This window comes from Parazoarcus communis (assembly GCF_003111665.1).
Taxonomy (GTDB): Bacteria; Pseudomonadota; Gammaproteobacteria; order Burkholderiales; family Rhodocyclaceae; genus Parazoarcus; species Parazoarcus communis_B.
Genome location: NZ_CP022188.1, coordinates 600,393 through 615,126, shown reverse-complemented (window position 1 = coordinate 615,126; position 14,734 = coordinate 600,393). Strand labels below are relative to the sequence as shown.

Here is a 14,734-nt window from a genome sequence, read left to right as displayed (position 1 = left end):
CAAGGCGCTGGGGTAAGATCGGGCCTTCCCTCTTCACGATGATTCGTCCATGTTGTCTGCTGCTGTTTCCTCCGCCGATTCGATGCCCGACGTCGATGTCGAGCGCCGCTTCGGCGGTATCGGACGCCTCTATGGCGATCAGGCGCTTGCGCGTCTGAGTGCGTCTTCGGTCTGTGTTGTTGGCATTGGCGGCGTGGGGTCCTGGGTGGTCGAGGCGCTCGCGCGCAGCGGCGTTGGGCATCTGACGCTGATCGATCTCGATCATGTTGCCGAGTCGAACATCAACCGTCAGGCCCATGCGCTGGATGCCACCCTCGGCCAGGCCAAGGTGGCGGCCATGAGCGAGCGGGTTCGCGGAATCAATCCGCTGTGCAAGGTGACGCAGGTCGACGATTTCCTCACGCCCGAAAACGTGGGCGAGTTGCTCAAGGGCTTCGATGTGGTCGTCGATGCCATCGACAACGTGCGTGCAAAGGTCGCGATGGCGGCCCATTGTCGCCTCCATCAACTGACGCTGGTCATGGCGGGCGGCGCGGGTGGCAAGACCGATCCGACGCGCATCCGGGTGGACGATCTGTCACGTACCGAACAGGACCCGCTGCTGGCAAAGGTGCGCGCGCAGTTGCGCAAGGAACATAATTTTCCGCGCGACCCGAAGCGCAAGTTCGCCATCGAGGCGGTCTATTCCTGCGAGCCGCTGCGCTACCCCGAGGCCGCCGCGTGCGACGCGGGACGGGGGCCACAGGGCCTGGCGTGCGCAGGTTACGGATCGAGCATGGCGATGACGGCCAGCGTCGGTCTGTTCGTCGCTGCGCGCGCCATGGATCATTTGCTGAAATCCGCGGTCTGACTCCGCTCCAACCTGACTGGATTTCCCATGACTCAAACCACTTCCCCGGCAGCACAGGCCGTGATCCTCTTTGGCCATGGCGCGCGCGACCCCGAGTGGGCAGGGCCGATGCAGCGTATCCGCGAAAACATGCTCGCGCGCGCGCCCGGGCAGCACGTGGAGCTGGCCTTTCTCGAGTTCATGAGTCCGACCCTTGACCTTGCGGTGGATGCGCTGGTCGCGCGCGGCGTGACCCGAATCGCGGTGGTACCTGTCTTTCTCGCTCAGGGCGGGCACCTCAAGCGTGATGTGCCGGTGTTGCTCGACGCAGCCCGGCAGCGACACCCCGGATGCGAATTCCGTCTGAGCCTGGCCGTAGGCGAGGCACCGGGGGTCGTTGCCGCGATCGCAGATTACGGCTTGAGCGCGCTCGGCTAAGCCCCGCGCTGCGAGCATCCGCAGCGCTTGAGTAGCAGCATGGAATGCTTGACGGTCACAATTATAAGCATATACTTATATTCATGACCAAGCATACCGTCCCCCTCTTGTTGTCGGCTCTCCTGTGCAGCGCTGCGCTGGCGCGTGCCGAGGTGCCGACCCTGTTGATCGAAGCCCGTCCGGTCAGCGTCTCGCAGCCTGCCGAAGCGACTGTCGAGGCGGTCAGGCAGGCGACCCTTGCTGCCCAGATTGCGGGTCGGGTCATGGAGCTGAACGTCGATGCGGGCGATCGCGTCACGCGTGGCGACGTGCTGCTGCGCATCGATGCTGCCGAGGCAAGTCAGGCTGTGGCGGGTGCCGAGGCCGGCGTTGCGCAGGCCGAGGCGGGCAGAATCAAGGCGCGCAGCGATTACGAGCGTGCCCGCAGCCTGTTCGAAAGCAAGTTTGTCAGTCAGTCCGCACTCGACCAGGCGCGCTCCGCACTCGACGCCGCCGACGCCCAGGTGCGCAGCGCGCAAGCCGGTCGTGGTCAGGCGTCGACGGTGGTGGGCTATACCCGCATCGTGTCGCCCCTCTCCGGTCTGGTGGCTGCGCGTCACGTCGATGCCGGCGAGATGGCGCAACCGGGTACCCCGCTGCTCACCGTATACGACCCCGCGGCCTTGCGGGCGGTGGCCGATGTGTCGCAACAGCGCATGACCGCCCTTGGCAAGGCACCTCTGCGTGCAAGCGTCGAGCTGCCCGGTTCTGGACGCTGGGTGGAGGCTGCCGCGGTCACCGTGCTGCCTGCGGCCGATGCGCGCACCCATACTGTACGGGTCAGGGTGGATCTGCCCCCCGCGACCCTTGGCGTGGTGCCCGGCAGTTATGCCCGGGTCCATTTCCTGTCGGGCGAAAGCGCCCGCCTCGTCGTGCCGTCGACGGCAATCCTGCGTCGCGGAGAGCTGACTGCGGTGTATGTGGCCGACGGCAAGGGTGGCTTCAGCCTGCGCCAGTTGCGCCTTGGCGAGCGCGTTGGCGCCGAGGACGGGGTCGAAGTGCTTGCCGGCCTGCACAGCGGTGAAACCATCGCCCTTGATCCGGTTCAGGCAGGGATTGCGGCCAGCACCGCAAGCCGGCCCTGAGCAGGGAGCCGGATATGAGCACCCCCCTTGGCTTGTCCGGTCGCATTGCGGCCGCCTTCCAGCGCAACGCGCTGACTCCGTTGATCGCCCTCGTCCTGCTGCTGGCCGGTGTGTTCGCCACGCTGGTCACGCCCAAGGAGGAGGAGCCGCAGATCGACGTCACCATGGCCAACGTCATCGTGCCTTTTCCGGGGGCGTCGGCGCAGGATGTCGAGGCGCTGGTGGCGCGTCCCGCAGAGCAGGTGCTGTCGCGGATGGCAGGCGTCGAGCATGTGTATTCGGTTTCGCGCCCGGGCATGTCGATCATCACCGTGCAGTTCGAGGTCGGGGTCCCCAACCAGACTGCGCTGGTACGGCTGTACGACACGGTTCATTCGAACAGCGACTGGCTGTCGCCGCAGCTGGGCGTCGGCGAACCGCTGATCAAGCCCAAGGGCATCGACGACGTCCCCATCGTCAGTCTCACCCTGTGGACCGCCGACCCCGAGCGTGCGGCTTTCGAGCTGCAGCAGGTGGCGCGCGCAAGCGAGCTCGAACTCAAGCGTCTGCCTGGTACCCGTGATGTCACCACGATCGGCGGGCCGGGCAGGGTGATCCGGGTTCAGCTCGACACCGAGCGCATGAACGCGCATGGCGTGACGGCGCAGGATCTGCGCGCCGCGCTGCAGCTGGCCAATGCATCGCAGCCGGCGGGCAGCCTGGTCCGCAACAATCGTGAGGTGCTGGTGCAGACCGGCACCTATCTCGAGTCTGCCGAAGACGTGCGTCGCCTGGTGGTGGGGGTGTTCGACGACAAGCCGGTCTTCCTGCGCGACGTGGCGCAAGTGGAGGACGGCCCGGACCAGCCCTCCAGCTACGTCTGGTTCGGTACCGGTGCCTCCGGCTCCGCGGCGGGCAGTGGCGTGTTTCCCGCCGTGACGCTGTCGATCTCGAAAAAGCCGGGGGCAAATGCCGCCGACGTTGCCGACGCTGCGATCAAGCGCATCGAGAGCCTCCGCGGGTCGCTGGTTCCGGACGGGGTCGAAGTCACGGTGACCCGCAACTACGGACAGACCGCGAATGACAAGGCGCAGAAGCTCATCGGCAAGCTCGCGTTCGCCACGGCTGCGGTCGTCGCGCTGGTGTTCTTTGCGCTCGGCCGCCGCGAGGCGATCATCGTCGGCATCGCGGTGTCGCTTACGCTGGCGGCGACCCTGTTTGCATCCTGGGCCTGGGGCTTCACGCTGAACCGCGTCAGTCTCTTTGCGCTGATCTTCTCCATCGGCATCCTGGTGGACGACGCCATCGTGGTGGTGGAGAACATTCACCGCTGGCATACGCTCGAACCCGACACCCCGCTGTGGAAGCTGATTCCGAAGGCGGTCGACGAGGTTGGCGGGCCGACCATCCTGGCAACCTTCACCGTGATCGCTGCCTTGCTGCCGATGGCTTTTGTCACCGGTCTGATGGGGCCGTACATGAGCCCGATCCCGATCAATGCCTCGATGGGCATGTTCATCTCGCTGGCGGTCGCGTTCATCGTGACCCCGTGGCTCGCACAGAAGCTGATGAAGTCGGTCGACGCGCATCATCACGAGGGCGAGGACAAGCTCACGCGCAAGCTCGACGGTCTGTTCCGCCGCATCATGACGCCGATGCTCGACGTCAATCACGGCGGGCGCGCCCGCATGCGCCTGTGGTTGCTGGTGGTGGTGCTGATCGCGGGTTCGGTGGCGCTGCCGGTGGTGCAGCTAGTGGTGATGAAGATGCTGCCTTTCGACAACAAGAGCGAGTTCCAGGTCGTGCTCGACATGCCGGTCGGTACGCCGGTCGAGGAAACCGCGCGCGTGCTGCGCGAGATTGGCGCCGAACTGGCGACGGTCGAGGAAGTCACCGACTGGCAGGCCTATGCCGGCAGCGCGAGCCCGATCAACTTCAACGGTCTGGTGCGTCAGTACTATCTGCGCAGCGCGCCCGAACAGGGCGACATCCAGGTCAACCTGGTCGACAAGGCGCATCGCAGCCGCCAGAGCCACGAGATCGCAGTGTCGGTGCGTGACGCCGTGACCGCAATTGCGCTGCGCAACGGGGGCAATGCCAAGATCGTCGAAGTGCCGCCCGGGCCGCCAGTGATGTCACCGATCGTGGCCGAGATTTACGGGCCGGATTACGCTGGTCAGATCGAGGTCGCGAAGCGGGTGCGGGCAGCGTTCGAGGGTACGAAGGACATCGTGGGCGTCGACGACTCGGTCGATGAAGCTGCGCCAAAACTGCTGTTGCGGGTGGATCAGGCCAAGGCGGCGCGCATGGGCGTGTCGCAGGCGGACATCGTCGAGGTCGTGCGTCTGGGGCTGTCGGGCGAAAACGTGACACCGGCGCATGGCGGCGACAACAAGTACGAGATTCCGGTGCGTATCCAGTTGCCGGCGACCCGGCAGTCGGATGTGGCATCGCTGTTGTCGATGAAGGTGCGATCCCGGTCCGGACAGCTGGTCGCGGTCTCCGAAGTGGTCGATGTCTTCGATACCCGGCGTGAGCAGATTCTCTACCGCAAGGACCTGCTGCCCGTGGTGTACGTGACCGGTGACATGGGCGGCAAGCTCGACTCGCCCCTGTACGGCATGTTCGACATCCGCAGCAAGCTCAAGGACATGGCGCTCGACGGCGCGCCGGGACTGGCAGGCACGCTGGGTGAGTGGTTCATCCGTGCGCCAGCCGATCCCTACGCGGGCTATCAGCTGAAATGGGACGGCGAGTGGCAGATCACCTATGAGACCTTTCGCGACATGGGCCTGGCCTATGCGGTGGGCCTGATCCTGATCTATTTGCTGGTTGTGGCGCAGTTCCACAGCTACCTCGTACCACTGATCATCATGGCGCCGATTCCGCTCACCCTGATCGGCGTCATGCCGGGCCATGCGCTGTTCGGTGCGCAATTTACGGCCACCTCGATGATCGGCATGATCGCGCTCGCCGGCATCATCGTGCGTAACTCGATTCTGCTGGTGGACTTTGTCAATCAACAGGTCAGGGAAGGTGTCGATTTTGCCGAGGCAGTGATCCGGGCGGCGGCCGTGCGTGCCAAGCCGATCGGTCTGACCGGACTGGCGGCGATGATCGGCGCGATATTCATCCTCGACGATCCGATTTTCAACGGCCTTGCCCTGAGTCTGATTTTCGGGGTGTTCGTGTCCACCGTGCTCACCCTGGTGGTGATTCCGGTGCTGTATTTCGCGGCGATGCGAAATCGCCTCGCCCAACTGACGGGAGAATCCGAATGAAGCTCACCACAAACCAGTTCGTCCGCATCTTTGCCGGCGCTTTCGTGCTCATCTCGCTTGCGCTGGGGGTTGAAGCCTCGCCGCTGTTCGTGAATGCGAACTTCCTGTGGTTCACTGTTTTTGTCGGCGCCAATCTGTTCCAGAGCGGCTTCACCGGTTTGTGTCCGCTGGAGAACATCCTGCGCAAGGTCGGTGTCAAGGACAGCTACTGAGCACTGCGGGCGCACGGGCGCCTGCGCGACTGAGTGGGCGGGGCGCTACAATCGGGCTGTTTTCATCCCGCGAACGCACGCCTGCCCATGAACGACCATGTCACGCCTCCTGATCGACGGCTCGATCGACGCATTCCGCTGGGGTGCGCTGCGTCCATTCTGCTTCGGGAAGGGCGCTCGGTTGCAGCCGAATGCATCGAGTTGAGCGTCAGCGGCATGACTTTGCATGCGGCCTATGTGCCAGGCGAACTCGAAGTGATCGACGTTGCGGTGATGTCGCCGGGGGCCGGCCTGGGGAGGCCGCCGCTGGTAACCCGGCTCAAGGTCACCCGCTGTCATGCGATTGGCGGCGGTCGTTACGAAATTGGCGGTGCAATCACTCAGGTGGTGGGCTGATCGCTGCAGCCTGAACGGGCGACGGTCAGGCGTCGCCCTCGGTGTTCAGCGCGGCTGACGCCGGAACATCAGCCAGACCGCGAAAATGGTGAAGGCGCTGAAGCTCAATAGCGACCAGTTGGCGAGGGACAGCCCCAGAAGCGTCCAGTCGATTGCGCTGCAGTCGCCGGCGCCACGAAACAGCATCGGCAGCACTTCCGTCAGCGGAAAACTCTCCATCAGATACTCCATCCCCGGACCGCACTCGGCAATCCCCGGCGGGTTGAGCTGGAGCCAGCTCTGGTTGGCCGCAACGCCGGCGCCTGCGATTGCGGTCAGCCCGATCAGGCCGGCGTAGATCCGGCTACCTGTTGCACCAGGGCCATGCAGTCCGCCGATCAGCCCGATCAGGCCGACTGTGAGCAACGCGTAGCGCTGCATGATGCACATCGGGCACGGGTGCAGACCGACCACATGCTGCAGATAGAGGCCGAAGCCGAGCATTCCTGTACACAGGGCGAAAAGCGCGAAAAACATCTGACGGGCGGACAGGCGGGAGAGTGTCATTGGCGGGGACTGCGTTGGAGCGAAGAGGATTGGGATTGTAGGCGATTCATGTTGCGCGTCACTTCGTAATCGGACCGCGGTTAAAGTTCCCAACGACCAGGCGACTCATGTCGGTGCGGCGTCACGCAATCAGCATCATGTGCCCGGCGTGGCGGATAGAGCAGTGACCAGCATGTCGATGAAGGCGCGCGTCTTGGCGGGCATCAGTCGTCGCCCGGGGAATACGGCCCATGCAGTGTGGGAGGGCAGGCACCAGTCCGGCAACACGCGCCGCAACTCGCCGCGACGAAGATAGGGCGATGCAAAGTGCTCGGGCGCGGCCGCAATGCCCGCCCCCGAGCAGGCCATTCGAATCAGCAGTTCGGGCGAGTTCGCGGTGATCCGTCCTGCAGGGACAAACCGGCGTTGTTCGTCGCCACGCAGCAGTGTCCATTGCAAGGGGTCGCCCGAGCCAGTCAGCAGGCGCAGGGCCATGTGACGTGCCAGCTCATCGGGTGATGCCGGGTCGCCGTGTTCCGCAAGGTAGTCGGGCGACGCGTACAGTCCGTTGTTGAAAACGGTGAGGCGGCGTGCGGCGAGCAGGCTGTTCTCCGGCAGTTCGCCCATCCGGATCGCAAGGTCGAAGTTTTCTCCCAGCAGGTCCACACGCCGCGGCGACAGGTCCAGTTCGAGCGAGATCGCCGGGTGCAGGGCAACGAAGGCCCCAAGCATGTCGGTCATCAACAGGGTGGCGAAGTCGCTTGGCATCGACACGCGCAGGCGACCGCTTGGCGCGGCCTGACGGTGTTCGGCCAGGTTCGCCACCGCTTCGACCTCGGTCGCCACCTGACGGGCGTGTTCGAGCAGCACCTGGCCGAACTCGGTCACCTGCAGGCGGCGCGTCGTGCGCTGCATCAGGCGCTCGCCGAGCTGTTCCTCGAGCAGGCTGATGCGTCGCGACACGGTCGATTTGGGCAGTCCGAGGTGCTCGGCTGCACGGCTGAAACTGCCCATTTCAACCACGCGGGCGAAGATCAGCAGATCGTTTGCGTCGTATTGTTCCATAATTGGGATAATGTTATCCGATGTGACGGATTATCATCTTGATTGTGCAGAAATAAAGTGTGGCCATCGAAACCCCACTTACCGGAGCACATCATGAACATCCTTCAAATCAATGCCAGCGCCCGCAGCGAAGGTGCAAACTCCACGCGTGTTGCCAACGCCATCGTGGCGCGCCTGCAGACGGCTTCGCCGGACGCCGTGCTGAACGTCCGTGATCTGGCCACAACGCCGCACCCGGTGCTGGACGAAGCCGCGCTGGGCGCCATCTTTACTCCTGCAGACAAGCGCAGCCCGGAGCAGGCAGCACGTGCGGCACTCGATGACGCCCTGATCGCTGAACTGCAGGCAGCGGACGTGCTGGTGCTGGGCGTGCCGATGTACAACTTCGGCATTCCGGTTCAGCTCAAGACCTGGATCGATGCGGTTGCACGCGCAGGCGTCACCTTCCGCTATACCGAGAATGGTCCCGAAGGTCTGCTCAAGGGCAAGAAGGTCTATGTCGCCCTCGCTCGCGGTGGCAAGTATCGGGGCACTGATCTGGACTCTCAGGTACCGCACCTCAGGACCTTCCTCGGCTTCCTCGGTATGACCGATGTCAGCTTCATCTATGCTGAAGGCTTCGCGATGGGGCCGGACGCCGCGCAGCAGGCGCTTGCCGATGCCGAGGCGGAAATCCATGCGGCACTGAGCTGAAGAACACAGCGGGGGCGGATCGTCCCCGCTCGCACAGGAGCTTGAAATGACAACGAAAGATCTTCAGCCTGCGTTGCAGGCCGAGCGTGTGCTGCGGCCGCGAACTGTGGAACAACTGGTTGTCGGGCGCCCGACCTCGGACGGCGCGGGCGTGAAGCTCACGCGTGTGCTGACACAGGCGCTGCAGCGCCGGCTCGACCCCTTTCTGATGCTCGATGCCTTCGGCAGCGACAATCCGGACGATTACATCGCCGGCTTTCCCGATCATCCGCATCGTGGCTTCGAGACCATCACCTACATGATTGCCGGGCGCATGCTCCATCGCGACAGCGCGGGACATGAAGGCCTTCTGGAGAATGGCGGCGTGCAGTGGATGACGGCCGGTCGTGGCGTGATCCACTCCGAGATTCCGCAGCAGGAAGAAGGCGTGATGGAAGGCTTCCAGCTCTGGCTCAATCTGCCTGCGCGGGACAAGTTGTGCGAGCCGTGGTACCGCGATTTCTCTGCGGCGGAGCTGCCGAAGTTCGAGACCGGCGAAGGCGTGGCCGTCACCGTGATCGCAGGCCGCAGTCACGGTGTGGAAGGCGCGGTCACGCGCGAGGCCAGCGCGCCGCTGTATCTCGACCTGCATCTGCTTGCTGGCGGGCGTTTCTTTCAGTCGCTGCCTGAAGCTCACAATGCCTTCGTCTATGTCTATCGTGGCGAGGTCACGATCGGCGACAAGCAGGTCGCTGCGCAGCGCATGGCGATCCTCACCAAGGGCGAAGGCAGTGACGGCGTGGTGCTCGAGGGCGCCGGGCCGGCGCGGGTGCTGCTCATTGCCGGCCAGCCGCTGAACGAGCCGATTGCGCAATACGGCCCCTTCGTGATGAATACCGAGCAGGAGATCTATCAGGCGCTCAGTGACTTTCGGGATGGCCGGCTGGTGGGTTGAATACCGTCCGTGCCTGGCATCGCAGCCCGAGGGTTCAGGCCTGGGCGAGGGCCTTCAATGCCCTGACCTGCGCCACGATGGGGGCCGGGACGGGCTGATTGCCGTCGAGCATGGCGCGGATCGCCGCCACGTTGTCAGCAATCGACGGGCTGTCGGGCAGGCCCGCAAGCGGCGGGGCGCCTCCATCCTCGCCCGCGACACCGATCCGGCTCGCGCCGTCGGCATAGATCTTCATCTCCGGGCAGCGTCTCGGATTGGCGTAGATTTCGCCTTCGGTGCCGCGCAGCAGCATCGCATGGCCACCATCCGCACGCAGGAACTCGTCCATGCGTTCCAGGTATTCGGGATGGGTGACGGCCACCACCCGCACGCTGCGGCCCCTGCATGGGTCGAGCAGCTTGGCCATGGTGTGGGCGCTGCTGCGTACGCCCATGCGCGGGCGTAGCGAAAGCAGACGGTCGAGCCCCGGCAGCAGGGTGCTGACCTGCAGACAGGTCAGATGCCGGCTGGCCAGTTGCGCGCCGGCTTCGGCAGTATCGCTGGCGGGGGTGATGCCGAGCGCAGCGAGCAGCTCGAAGGGGCTGACCCGGGATTCGAAATCGTGCCGGCCCTGAATCAGCACCGGCACCCCGTCGCGGGCCAGCAACATTGCCACCAGCGGCATCAGGTTGGGCTGGCGGCGGGCGCCGTTGTAGCTTGGCAGCACGACGCAACGCGGGCCGTCGGGAACGACGACCTGTGCGCCCTGTGTGTCCATGGCCTGTTTGAAGCCGAGCAGCTCGTCGAGCGACTCGCTCTTGATCCGCAGGGCGATCAGGATGGCGCCAAGCTCGAGGTCGCCCACGCTGCCGTCGAGCATGCCACCGAAGAGGGTGGCGGCCGCGTCGCGTTCGAGAGAGCGGGCGCCCTTGGCGCCGCGCCCGATTTCCTTGATCATGGGAGCACAGTTCATGAGTCGGGATTATCCGCTGCCCGTGCCGTTCGCGGTAGGGTGGGCGGGCCGGCTGCGCTGCTTTTCTATGAATTTCTCACGGAGCGAGAGTCGAAATGGAAGTCGGATTTATCGGACTGGGCCTGATGGGCCGCCCCATGGCGCTGAACCTGATCAAGGCCGGACATAAAGTGCATGTCTGGAGCCGCCGCCGCGAGTCGATGGCGCCGCTGCTCGAAGCCGGTGCCGGAGACTGTGCCAGTGCAGCCGAAGTCGCACAGCGCGCTGCGATTACCATCAGCATGGTGGCTGATGCGCCGGACGTGGAGCAGGTGACACTCGGTGCCGGTGGCGTGGCCGAAGGCGCGGGACCGGGCCACATTCACGCCGACATGAGCACCATCGCCCCTGCGGCGGCGCAGGCGATTTCCGCCGGTCTCAAGGCGCGTGGCGTGAGCATGATCGACGCGCCGGTGTCCGGTGGCGAGGTGGGTGCGATTGCCGGCTCGCTGACCATCATGGCCGGTGGCGATGAGGCCGCGTTCGACAAAATCAGGCCGGTGTTCGAGGCCATGGGCAAGTCGGTGACGCGCATTGGCGATGCGGGCGCTGGCCAGGTCGCGAAGGCCTGCAACCAGATTCTGACCGGCGTCGGGGTGGCGGCAGTGGCCGAGGCTCTCAACTTTGCCACCCGCAGCGGCGTGGATGCGGGCAAGGTGCGTGAGGCCCTGCTCGGCGGTTTTGCCTACTCGCGCATTCTCGAGAACCACGGGCAGCGCATGCTCGACCGCAACTTCCGTCCCGGCTTCAAGGCCTGGATGCACCAGAAGGACATGCGCATCGTGATGGAAGAGGCGCATCGACTCGGTCTTTCTCTGCCGTCTTCGGCGGCCACCGCGCAGATGTTCAATGCGATGGTCGGCAGCGGGCTGGGTGAGGATGACTCGATCGCGATGCTGAAGCTGCTCGAGCTCATGAGCGGCGGAGCCGGCGAATGAGGCTTGGTTTCATCGGCCTCGGCGCGATGGGCGCGCCGATGGCCCGTCATCTGCTGGGTGCCGGGCATGAGCTGGCGGTGTGGGCACGGCGCCCGGAGGCCGCCACCGACGTGGTCGCAGCGGGCGCGCTCGCCTGCGCCACGCCTGCGGAGCTGGCGGCGCGCAGCGAGGTCGTCATCAGCATCGTCACCGGCAGTGCCGATGTCGAGGCGCTGGTGTACGGCGAGCAGGGCCTGGCTAAGGGGCTTGCCGCGGGCTCGGTGCATGTGGACATGAGCACGATTGCGCCGGGTTGCGCGCGCAGGCTTGCTGCGCACCATGCCGGCCGTGGCGTGGGCTGGCTCGATGCGCCCGTGTCGGGCGGCGCGCAGGGCGCGATCGATGCCACGCTGGCCATCATGGCCGGTGGTGAGGCTGAGACGCTGGCGCGGGTGCGCCCGGTGCTTGAGGTCCTCGGCAAGCGCATCGTGCATGTGGGGCCGGCTGGCGCAGGACAGGTGGCCAAGGCCTGCAACCAGATGATCATGGTGGCGGCGATCCAGGCCGGCGCAGAGGCCATGCATCTGGCGCAGGCACATGGTGTCGACCTGGCAGCGGTGCGTCAGGCGCTGATGGGTGGGTCTGCCGCGTCGCGGGTGCTCGAAGTAATGGGGGCGCGCATGGTGAGTCGTGATTTTTCCGCCGGTGTCGAGGCGCGCCTGCATCACAAGGATTTCGGCATCCTGATGCAGGAGGCCTGTGCCTTGGGCGTCCCCTTGCCGATTGCCGCTCAGGTCTGGCAGCAGCTCAACGCCCTGATGGCTTCTGGCTTGGGTCATGACGACACTTCAAGCCTGTTGCGCGTGCTCGAGAGCATGAGCGGAACGGCTGCAGCCTGATCCGGCCCCGGTGGTCGCCGTCAGTGCTGCAGCGGTGGCGGCGCGAGTTCGGCGACCCCGACGGCTTTCATGCCGCGCAGCAGTGCCGTGAGAGCGTCTCCCGGCAAGGGACGGCTCGAAAGAAAACCCTGATAGATGCCGCACTGCCACTGGCGCAGCAGGCGCAGTTGCGCTTCGCTTTCCACGCCTTCGGCAACGACGTCCAGCCTCAGACTGTGTGCCATCGCGATGATGGCTTGTGCAATGGCGGCGTCGTCCGGTTCGTCGACGATGTCCTTGATGAAGGAGCGGTCGATCTTCAGGCGGTCGATGGGGAAGCGCCGCAGATAGGCGAGGCTGGAGTAGCCGGTGCCGAAATCGTCGATCGCAATCGTCAGTCCGAGCGCCTTGCACCGGCTCAGCGTGTCCGAACTGCGCTCGGGTTCGCGCATCACGAGGCTCTCGGTCAGTTCCAGCTCCAGGCGGGAGGCAGGCAGTCCGGTCGCCTCCAGCACGCTGGCGATCTGCTCGGGCAAATCGGGCTGGTCGAACTGGCGTGCCGACAGATTGACCGCCATCGGCGCATCGAGCAGGCCGGCGACGCGCCAGGCATGTGCCTGCGCGCAGGCGGCGCGCAGCACCCAGTCGCCAATCGGAACGATCAGGCCGCAGTCTTCTGCAATCGGAATGAAACGATCGGGCGGCACCAGGCCCTGTTGCGGATGCTGCCAGCGCAGTAGCGCCTCGATCCCGGTGATCTCGCCACTGTGGACATCGAGTTGCGGCTGGTAATGGAGGGTGAACTGCTTGTGCTCGAGCGCGAGGCGCAGTTCATTCTCAAGTACCAGTCGATCGGATACCTCGCGGGAATACTGGCTGTCGTAGAAGCGATAGGCGTTACGTCCGGCCGCCTTGGCCTGATACATGGCGGCGTCGGCGTGCTTGATCAGTGTTTCGGCGTCGTCGCCGTCTTCCGGATAAAGGGCGATGCCGATGCTGGGCGAGATCGTCAGGCGCTGGCTGCGGATGTCGAAGGGTTCGCGCAATGCGGCCAGGACGCGCTCTGCCACTTCGATGGCGCGGCTGCGGTCTGGCAGTGAAGGCAGCAGGATCACGAATTCGTCACCCCCGGTGCGCGCCACCGTGTCCTCTGCCCGGACACAGGTCATGAAGCGTCTTGATACCGCCTGCAGCAGCAGGTCGCCCGCGTGGTGGCCGAGCGAGTCATTGACGTACTTGAAGCGGTCCAGATCGAGAAAGAGCAGCGCCAGCGGCTCGCCGCGGCGACGGCATTGCTCCTGCGCCTCGGCCAGACGCTGACCGAGATAGTTGCGGTTGGGCAGTTCGGTCAGAGCGTCGTAATGGGCGAGAAAGCGGATGCGGGATTCGGCCGCTTTCTGCCGGCCAATGTCGGAGGCGATGCCCAGATAGCCGCGAATTGCGCCATCCGGACCGTGGAGTGGCGACACCGAGAGGCTGGCCGGAAACTCGTGGCCGTCCTTGCGGCGCAGGGTCATTTCGCGGGGTTCTGCTGCATGGCCGGCGCGGGCCTGGCCAATCATCGCGAAGAATCCGGGGCCGTCGCGGGTTTCCAGACGGGCGAGTTCGTCTTCCGGGCAGAACAGCAGCGGAGTGGCCCGGCCGACGAGCTCGTCGGCGCGCCAGCCAAAGATGCGTTCGGCTGCCGGATTGAAGAGTTCGATCAGGCCATTGGTGTCGGTCGATACGATCGCGTATTCCGAGCCGTCGAGGATGGCACGCTGTAGCGTGGTCGTGTTGCGCAGGCTGCGCTCGGCTTCGGTGCTGCGTGCGATCTCCGCCTGCAGGGCACTGTTGCTGCGTTCGAGCTGGTGATTCATGTGCTCGAGCGCACTGGTCTGGCGCAGCACCTGGCGCTTGACGCTGCGCCCGCGCGACTGCAGCAGCGCAACCAGCAGGGCGCCGAGGAGTCCGATCAGCGGGGCACCCCAGCGCAGGGTTTCGACCGACTGGCTTGGGTTCAGCAGGTAGTGGCCGGGCAGAGGGGAGACTTCGACGAGCCAGCGCTGTTGCCCGACCATGAGCTGTTCGACATACATCATGGTGTTCGGGCGCAGGTCGGGGTCCTGATAGATCAGTTTGGGCTGACCGTGACCAAGCTCGATGATTTCGAGACTGACATCGCGCGCATCGCGCCGGTTGTCCAGTACCCGGGCCACCAGCTTGCGCGGGTCTGCGCCACGTTCGATGCGTGTGCTCCCGAGCTCGCTGCGCAGGCGCTCGACCTGTTGCGCGGCGGTGCGCTGGAAGACGGAGATGTTCTGTCGCTCCTCCCCTTCGCGGGCCTGCTGCTCGAGCTTGCCCAGTCCGCCCCAGATGGCGGCAAAGACGATCAGCGGCAGAGAGAGGCGGAGCAGTGTGCCCGCCAGTGGCAGCAGTGGCGGCCGGTTCATGCCGAAGGGAGCGTCGTCATGAGCGGGGCTGGCGTGTCGG

General features: G+C 65.2%; 14 protein-coding genes. 10 read left to right on the top strand and 4 right to left on the bottom strand.

What is annotated here, in order from left to right; all coding sequences use genetic code 11:
- Window positions 1-49 precede the first annotated feature (49 nt).
- The 6 genes from CEW87_RS02845 (at window position 50) to CEW87_RS02820 (ending at window position 6,259) form a co-directional block, all read left to right on the top strand.
- Window positions 50-850: a tRNA threonylcarbamoyladenosine dehydratase gene (locus CEW87_RS02845; protein ID WP_234421645.1), complete on the top strand. Its 801-nt coding sequence runs from the start codon at window positions 50-52 to the stop codon at window positions 848-850.
- Between the two features lie 27 nt (window positions 851-877).
- Complete coding sequence (locus CEW87_RS02840; protein ID WP_108971379.1) at window positions 878-1,267, top strand: sirohydrochlorin chelatase; 390 nt, start codon at window positions 878-880, stop codon at window positions 1,265-1,267.
- Between the two features lie 83 nt (window positions 1,268-1,350).
- The gene (locus CEW87_RS02835) at window positions 1,351-2,391 is read left to right on the top strand and encodes an efflux RND transporter periplasmic adaptor subunit (protein ID WP_108971378.1); all 1,041 of its coding nucleotides are present in this window, start codon (window positions 1,351-1,353) and stop codon (window positions 2,389-2,391) included.
- 14 nt (window positions 2,392-2,405) lie between these two features.
- Window positions 2,406-5,651, top strand: coding sequence for an efflux RND transporter permease subunit (locus CEW87_RS02830; protein WP_108971377.1), 3,246 nt, complete (start codon window positions 2,406-2,408; stop codon window positions 5,649-5,651).
- Window positions 5,648-5,863 (top strand): YgaP family membrane protein, encoded by a 216-nt coding sequence (locus CEW87_RS02825; protein WP_108971376.1) that lies wholly within the window; start codon window positions 5,648-5,650, stop codon window positions 5,861-5,863. The genes CEW87_RS02830 and CEW87_RS02825 overlap by 4 nt, the downstream gene beginning before the upstream one ends.
- 87 nt (window positions 5,864-5,950) lie before the next feature.
- On the top strand, window positions 5,951-6,259 hold the full coding sequence (locus CEW87_RS02820) for a PilZ domain-containing protein (protein WP_108971375.1): 309 nt from the start codon (window positions 5,951-5,953) through the stop codon (window positions 6,257-6,259).
- A gap of 45 nt (window positions 6,260-6,304) precedes the next feature.
- Here the strand turns inward: CEW87_RS02820 and CEW87_RS02815 are convergent, their stop codons facing one another.
- Together CEW87_RS02815 and CEW87_RS02810 are read right to left on the bottom strand one after the other, a co-directional pair.
- On the bottom strand, window positions 6,305-6,805 hold the full coding sequence (locus CEW87_RS02815; protein ID WP_108971374.1) for a disulfide bond formation protein B: 501 nt from the start codon (window positions 6,803-6,805) through the stop codon (window positions 6,305-6,307).
- Window positions 6,806-6,940: 135 nt separating this feature from the next.
- Window positions 6,941-7,849 carry a LysR family transcriptional regulator gene (locus CEW87_RS02810; protein WP_108971373.1) on the bottom strand — a complete coding sequence of 303 codons (909 nt, stop codon included), beginning with the start codon at window positions 7,847-7,849 and terminating at the stop codon, window positions 6,941-6,943.
- A gap of 93 nt (window positions 7,850-7,942) precedes the next feature.
- Here CEW87_RS02810 and CEW87_RS02805 point away from each other — a divergent pair, with 93 nt between their 5' ends.
- On the top strand, window positions 7,943-8,542 hold the full coding sequence (locus CEW87_RS02805; protein WP_108971372.1) for an FMN-dependent NADH-azoreductase: 600 nt from the start codon (window positions 7,943-7,945) through the stop codon (window positions 8,540-8,542).
- 46 nt (window positions 8,543-8,588) lie between these two features.
- Window positions 8,589-9,476, top strand: a complete 888-nt coding sequence (locus CEW87_RS02800; protein ID WP_108971371.1) for a pirin family protein — start codon at window positions 8,589-8,591, stop codon at window positions 9,474-9,476.
- A gap of 34 nt (window positions 9,477-9,510) precedes the next feature.
- On the opposite strand, the gene ybiB is transcribed toward CEW87_RS02800, so the two are convergent.
- The gene (gene ybiB, locus CEW87_RS02795) at window positions 9,511-10,428 is read right to left on the bottom strand and encodes a DNA-binding protein YbiB (protein ID WP_108971370.1); all 918 of its coding nucleotides are present in this window, start codon (window positions 10,426-10,428) and stop codon (window positions 9,511-9,513) included.
- Window positions 10,429-10,523: 95 nt separating this feature from the next.
- On the opposite strand from ybiB, the gene CEW87_RS02790 reads away from it, so the two are divergent.
- Together CEW87_RS02790 and CEW87_RS02785 are read left to right on the top strand one after the other, a co-directional pair.
- Window positions 10,524-11,405 carry an NAD(P)-dependent oxidoreductase gene (locus CEW87_RS02790; protein ID WP_108971369.1) on the top strand — a complete coding sequence of 294 codons (882 nt, stop codon included), beginning with the start codon at window positions 10,524-10,526 and terminating at the stop codon, window positions 11,403-11,405.
- Window positions 11,402-12,283, top strand: a complete 882-nt coding sequence (locus CEW87_RS02785) for an NAD(P)-dependent oxidoreductase (protein ID WP_108971368.1) — start codon at window positions 11,402-11,404, stop codon at window positions 12,281-12,283. Before CEW87_RS02790 ends, CEW87_RS02785 begins: the two co-directional genes overlap by 4 nt.
- Window positions 12,284-12,303: 20 nt before the next feature.
- On the opposite strand, the gene CEW87_RS02780 is transcribed toward CEW87_RS02785, so the two are convergent.
- Window positions 12,304-14,694: a putative bifunctional diguanylate cyclase/phosphodiesterase gene (locus CEW87_RS02780; protein ID WP_159098065.1), complete on the bottom strand. Its 2,391-nt coding sequence runs from the start codon at window positions 14,692-14,694 to the stop codon at window positions 12,304-12,306.
- Between the last annotated feature and the right edge of the window lie 40 nt (window positions 14,695-14,734).

Bases quoted from the DNA above. Each gene is read 5' to 3' on its own strand.
- CEW87_RS02845 (WP_234421645.1), top strand. From the start codon at position 50: ATGTTGTCTGCTGCTGTTTCCTCCGCCGATTCGATGCCCGACGTCGAT.
- CEW87_RS02840 (WP_108971379.1), top strand. From the start codon at position 878: ATGACTCAAACCACTTCCCCGGCAGCACAGGCCGTGATCCTCTTTGGC.
- CEW87_RS02835 (WP_108971378.1), top strand. From the start codon at position 1,351: ATGACCAAGCATACCGTCCCCCTCTTGTTGTCGGCTCTCCTGTGCAGC.
- CEW87_RS02830 (WP_108971377.1), top strand. From the start codon at position 2,406: ATGAGCACCCCCCTTGGCTTGTCCGGTCGCATTGCGGCCGCCTTCCAG.
- CEW87_RS02825 (WP_108971376.1), top strand. From the start codon at position 5,648: ATGAAGCTCACCACAAACCAGTTCGTCCGCATCTTTGCCGGCGCTTTC.
- CEW87_RS02820 (WP_108971375.1), top strand. From the start codon at position 5,951: ATGAACGACCATGTCACGCCTCCTGATCGACGGCTCGATCGACGCATT.
- CEW87_RS02815 (WP_108971374.1), bottom strand. From the start codon at position 6,805: ATGACACTCTCCCGCCTGTCCGCCCGTCAGATGTTTTTCGCGCTTTTC.
- CEW87_RS02810 (WP_108971373.1), bottom strand. From the start codon at position 7,849: ATGGAACAATACGACGCAAACGATCTGCTGATCTTCGCCCGCGTGGTT.
- CEW87_RS02805 (WP_108971372.1), top strand. From the start codon at position 7,943: ATGAACATCCTTCAAATCAATGCCAGCGCCCGCAGCGAAGGTGCAAAC.
- CEW87_RS02800 (WP_108971371.1), top strand. From the start codon at position 8,589: ATGACAACGAAAGATCTTCAGCCTGCGTTGCAGGCCGAGCGTGTGCTG.
- ybiB (WP_108971370.1), bottom strand. From the start codon at position 10,428: ATGAACTGTGCTCCCATGATCAAGGAAATCGGGCGCGGCGCCAAGGGC.
- CEW87_RS02790 (WP_108971369.1), top strand. From the start codon at position 10,524: ATGGAAGTCGGATTTATCGGACTGGGCCTGATGGGCCGCCCCATGGCG.
- CEW87_RS02785 (WP_108971368.1), top strand. From the start codon at position 11,402: ATGAGGCTTGGTTTCATCGGCCTCGGCGCGATGGGCGCGCCGATGGCC.
- CEW87_RS02780 (WP_159098065.1), bottom strand. From the start codon at position 14,694: ATGAACCGGCCGCCACTGCTGCCACTGGCGGGCACACTGCTCCGCCTC.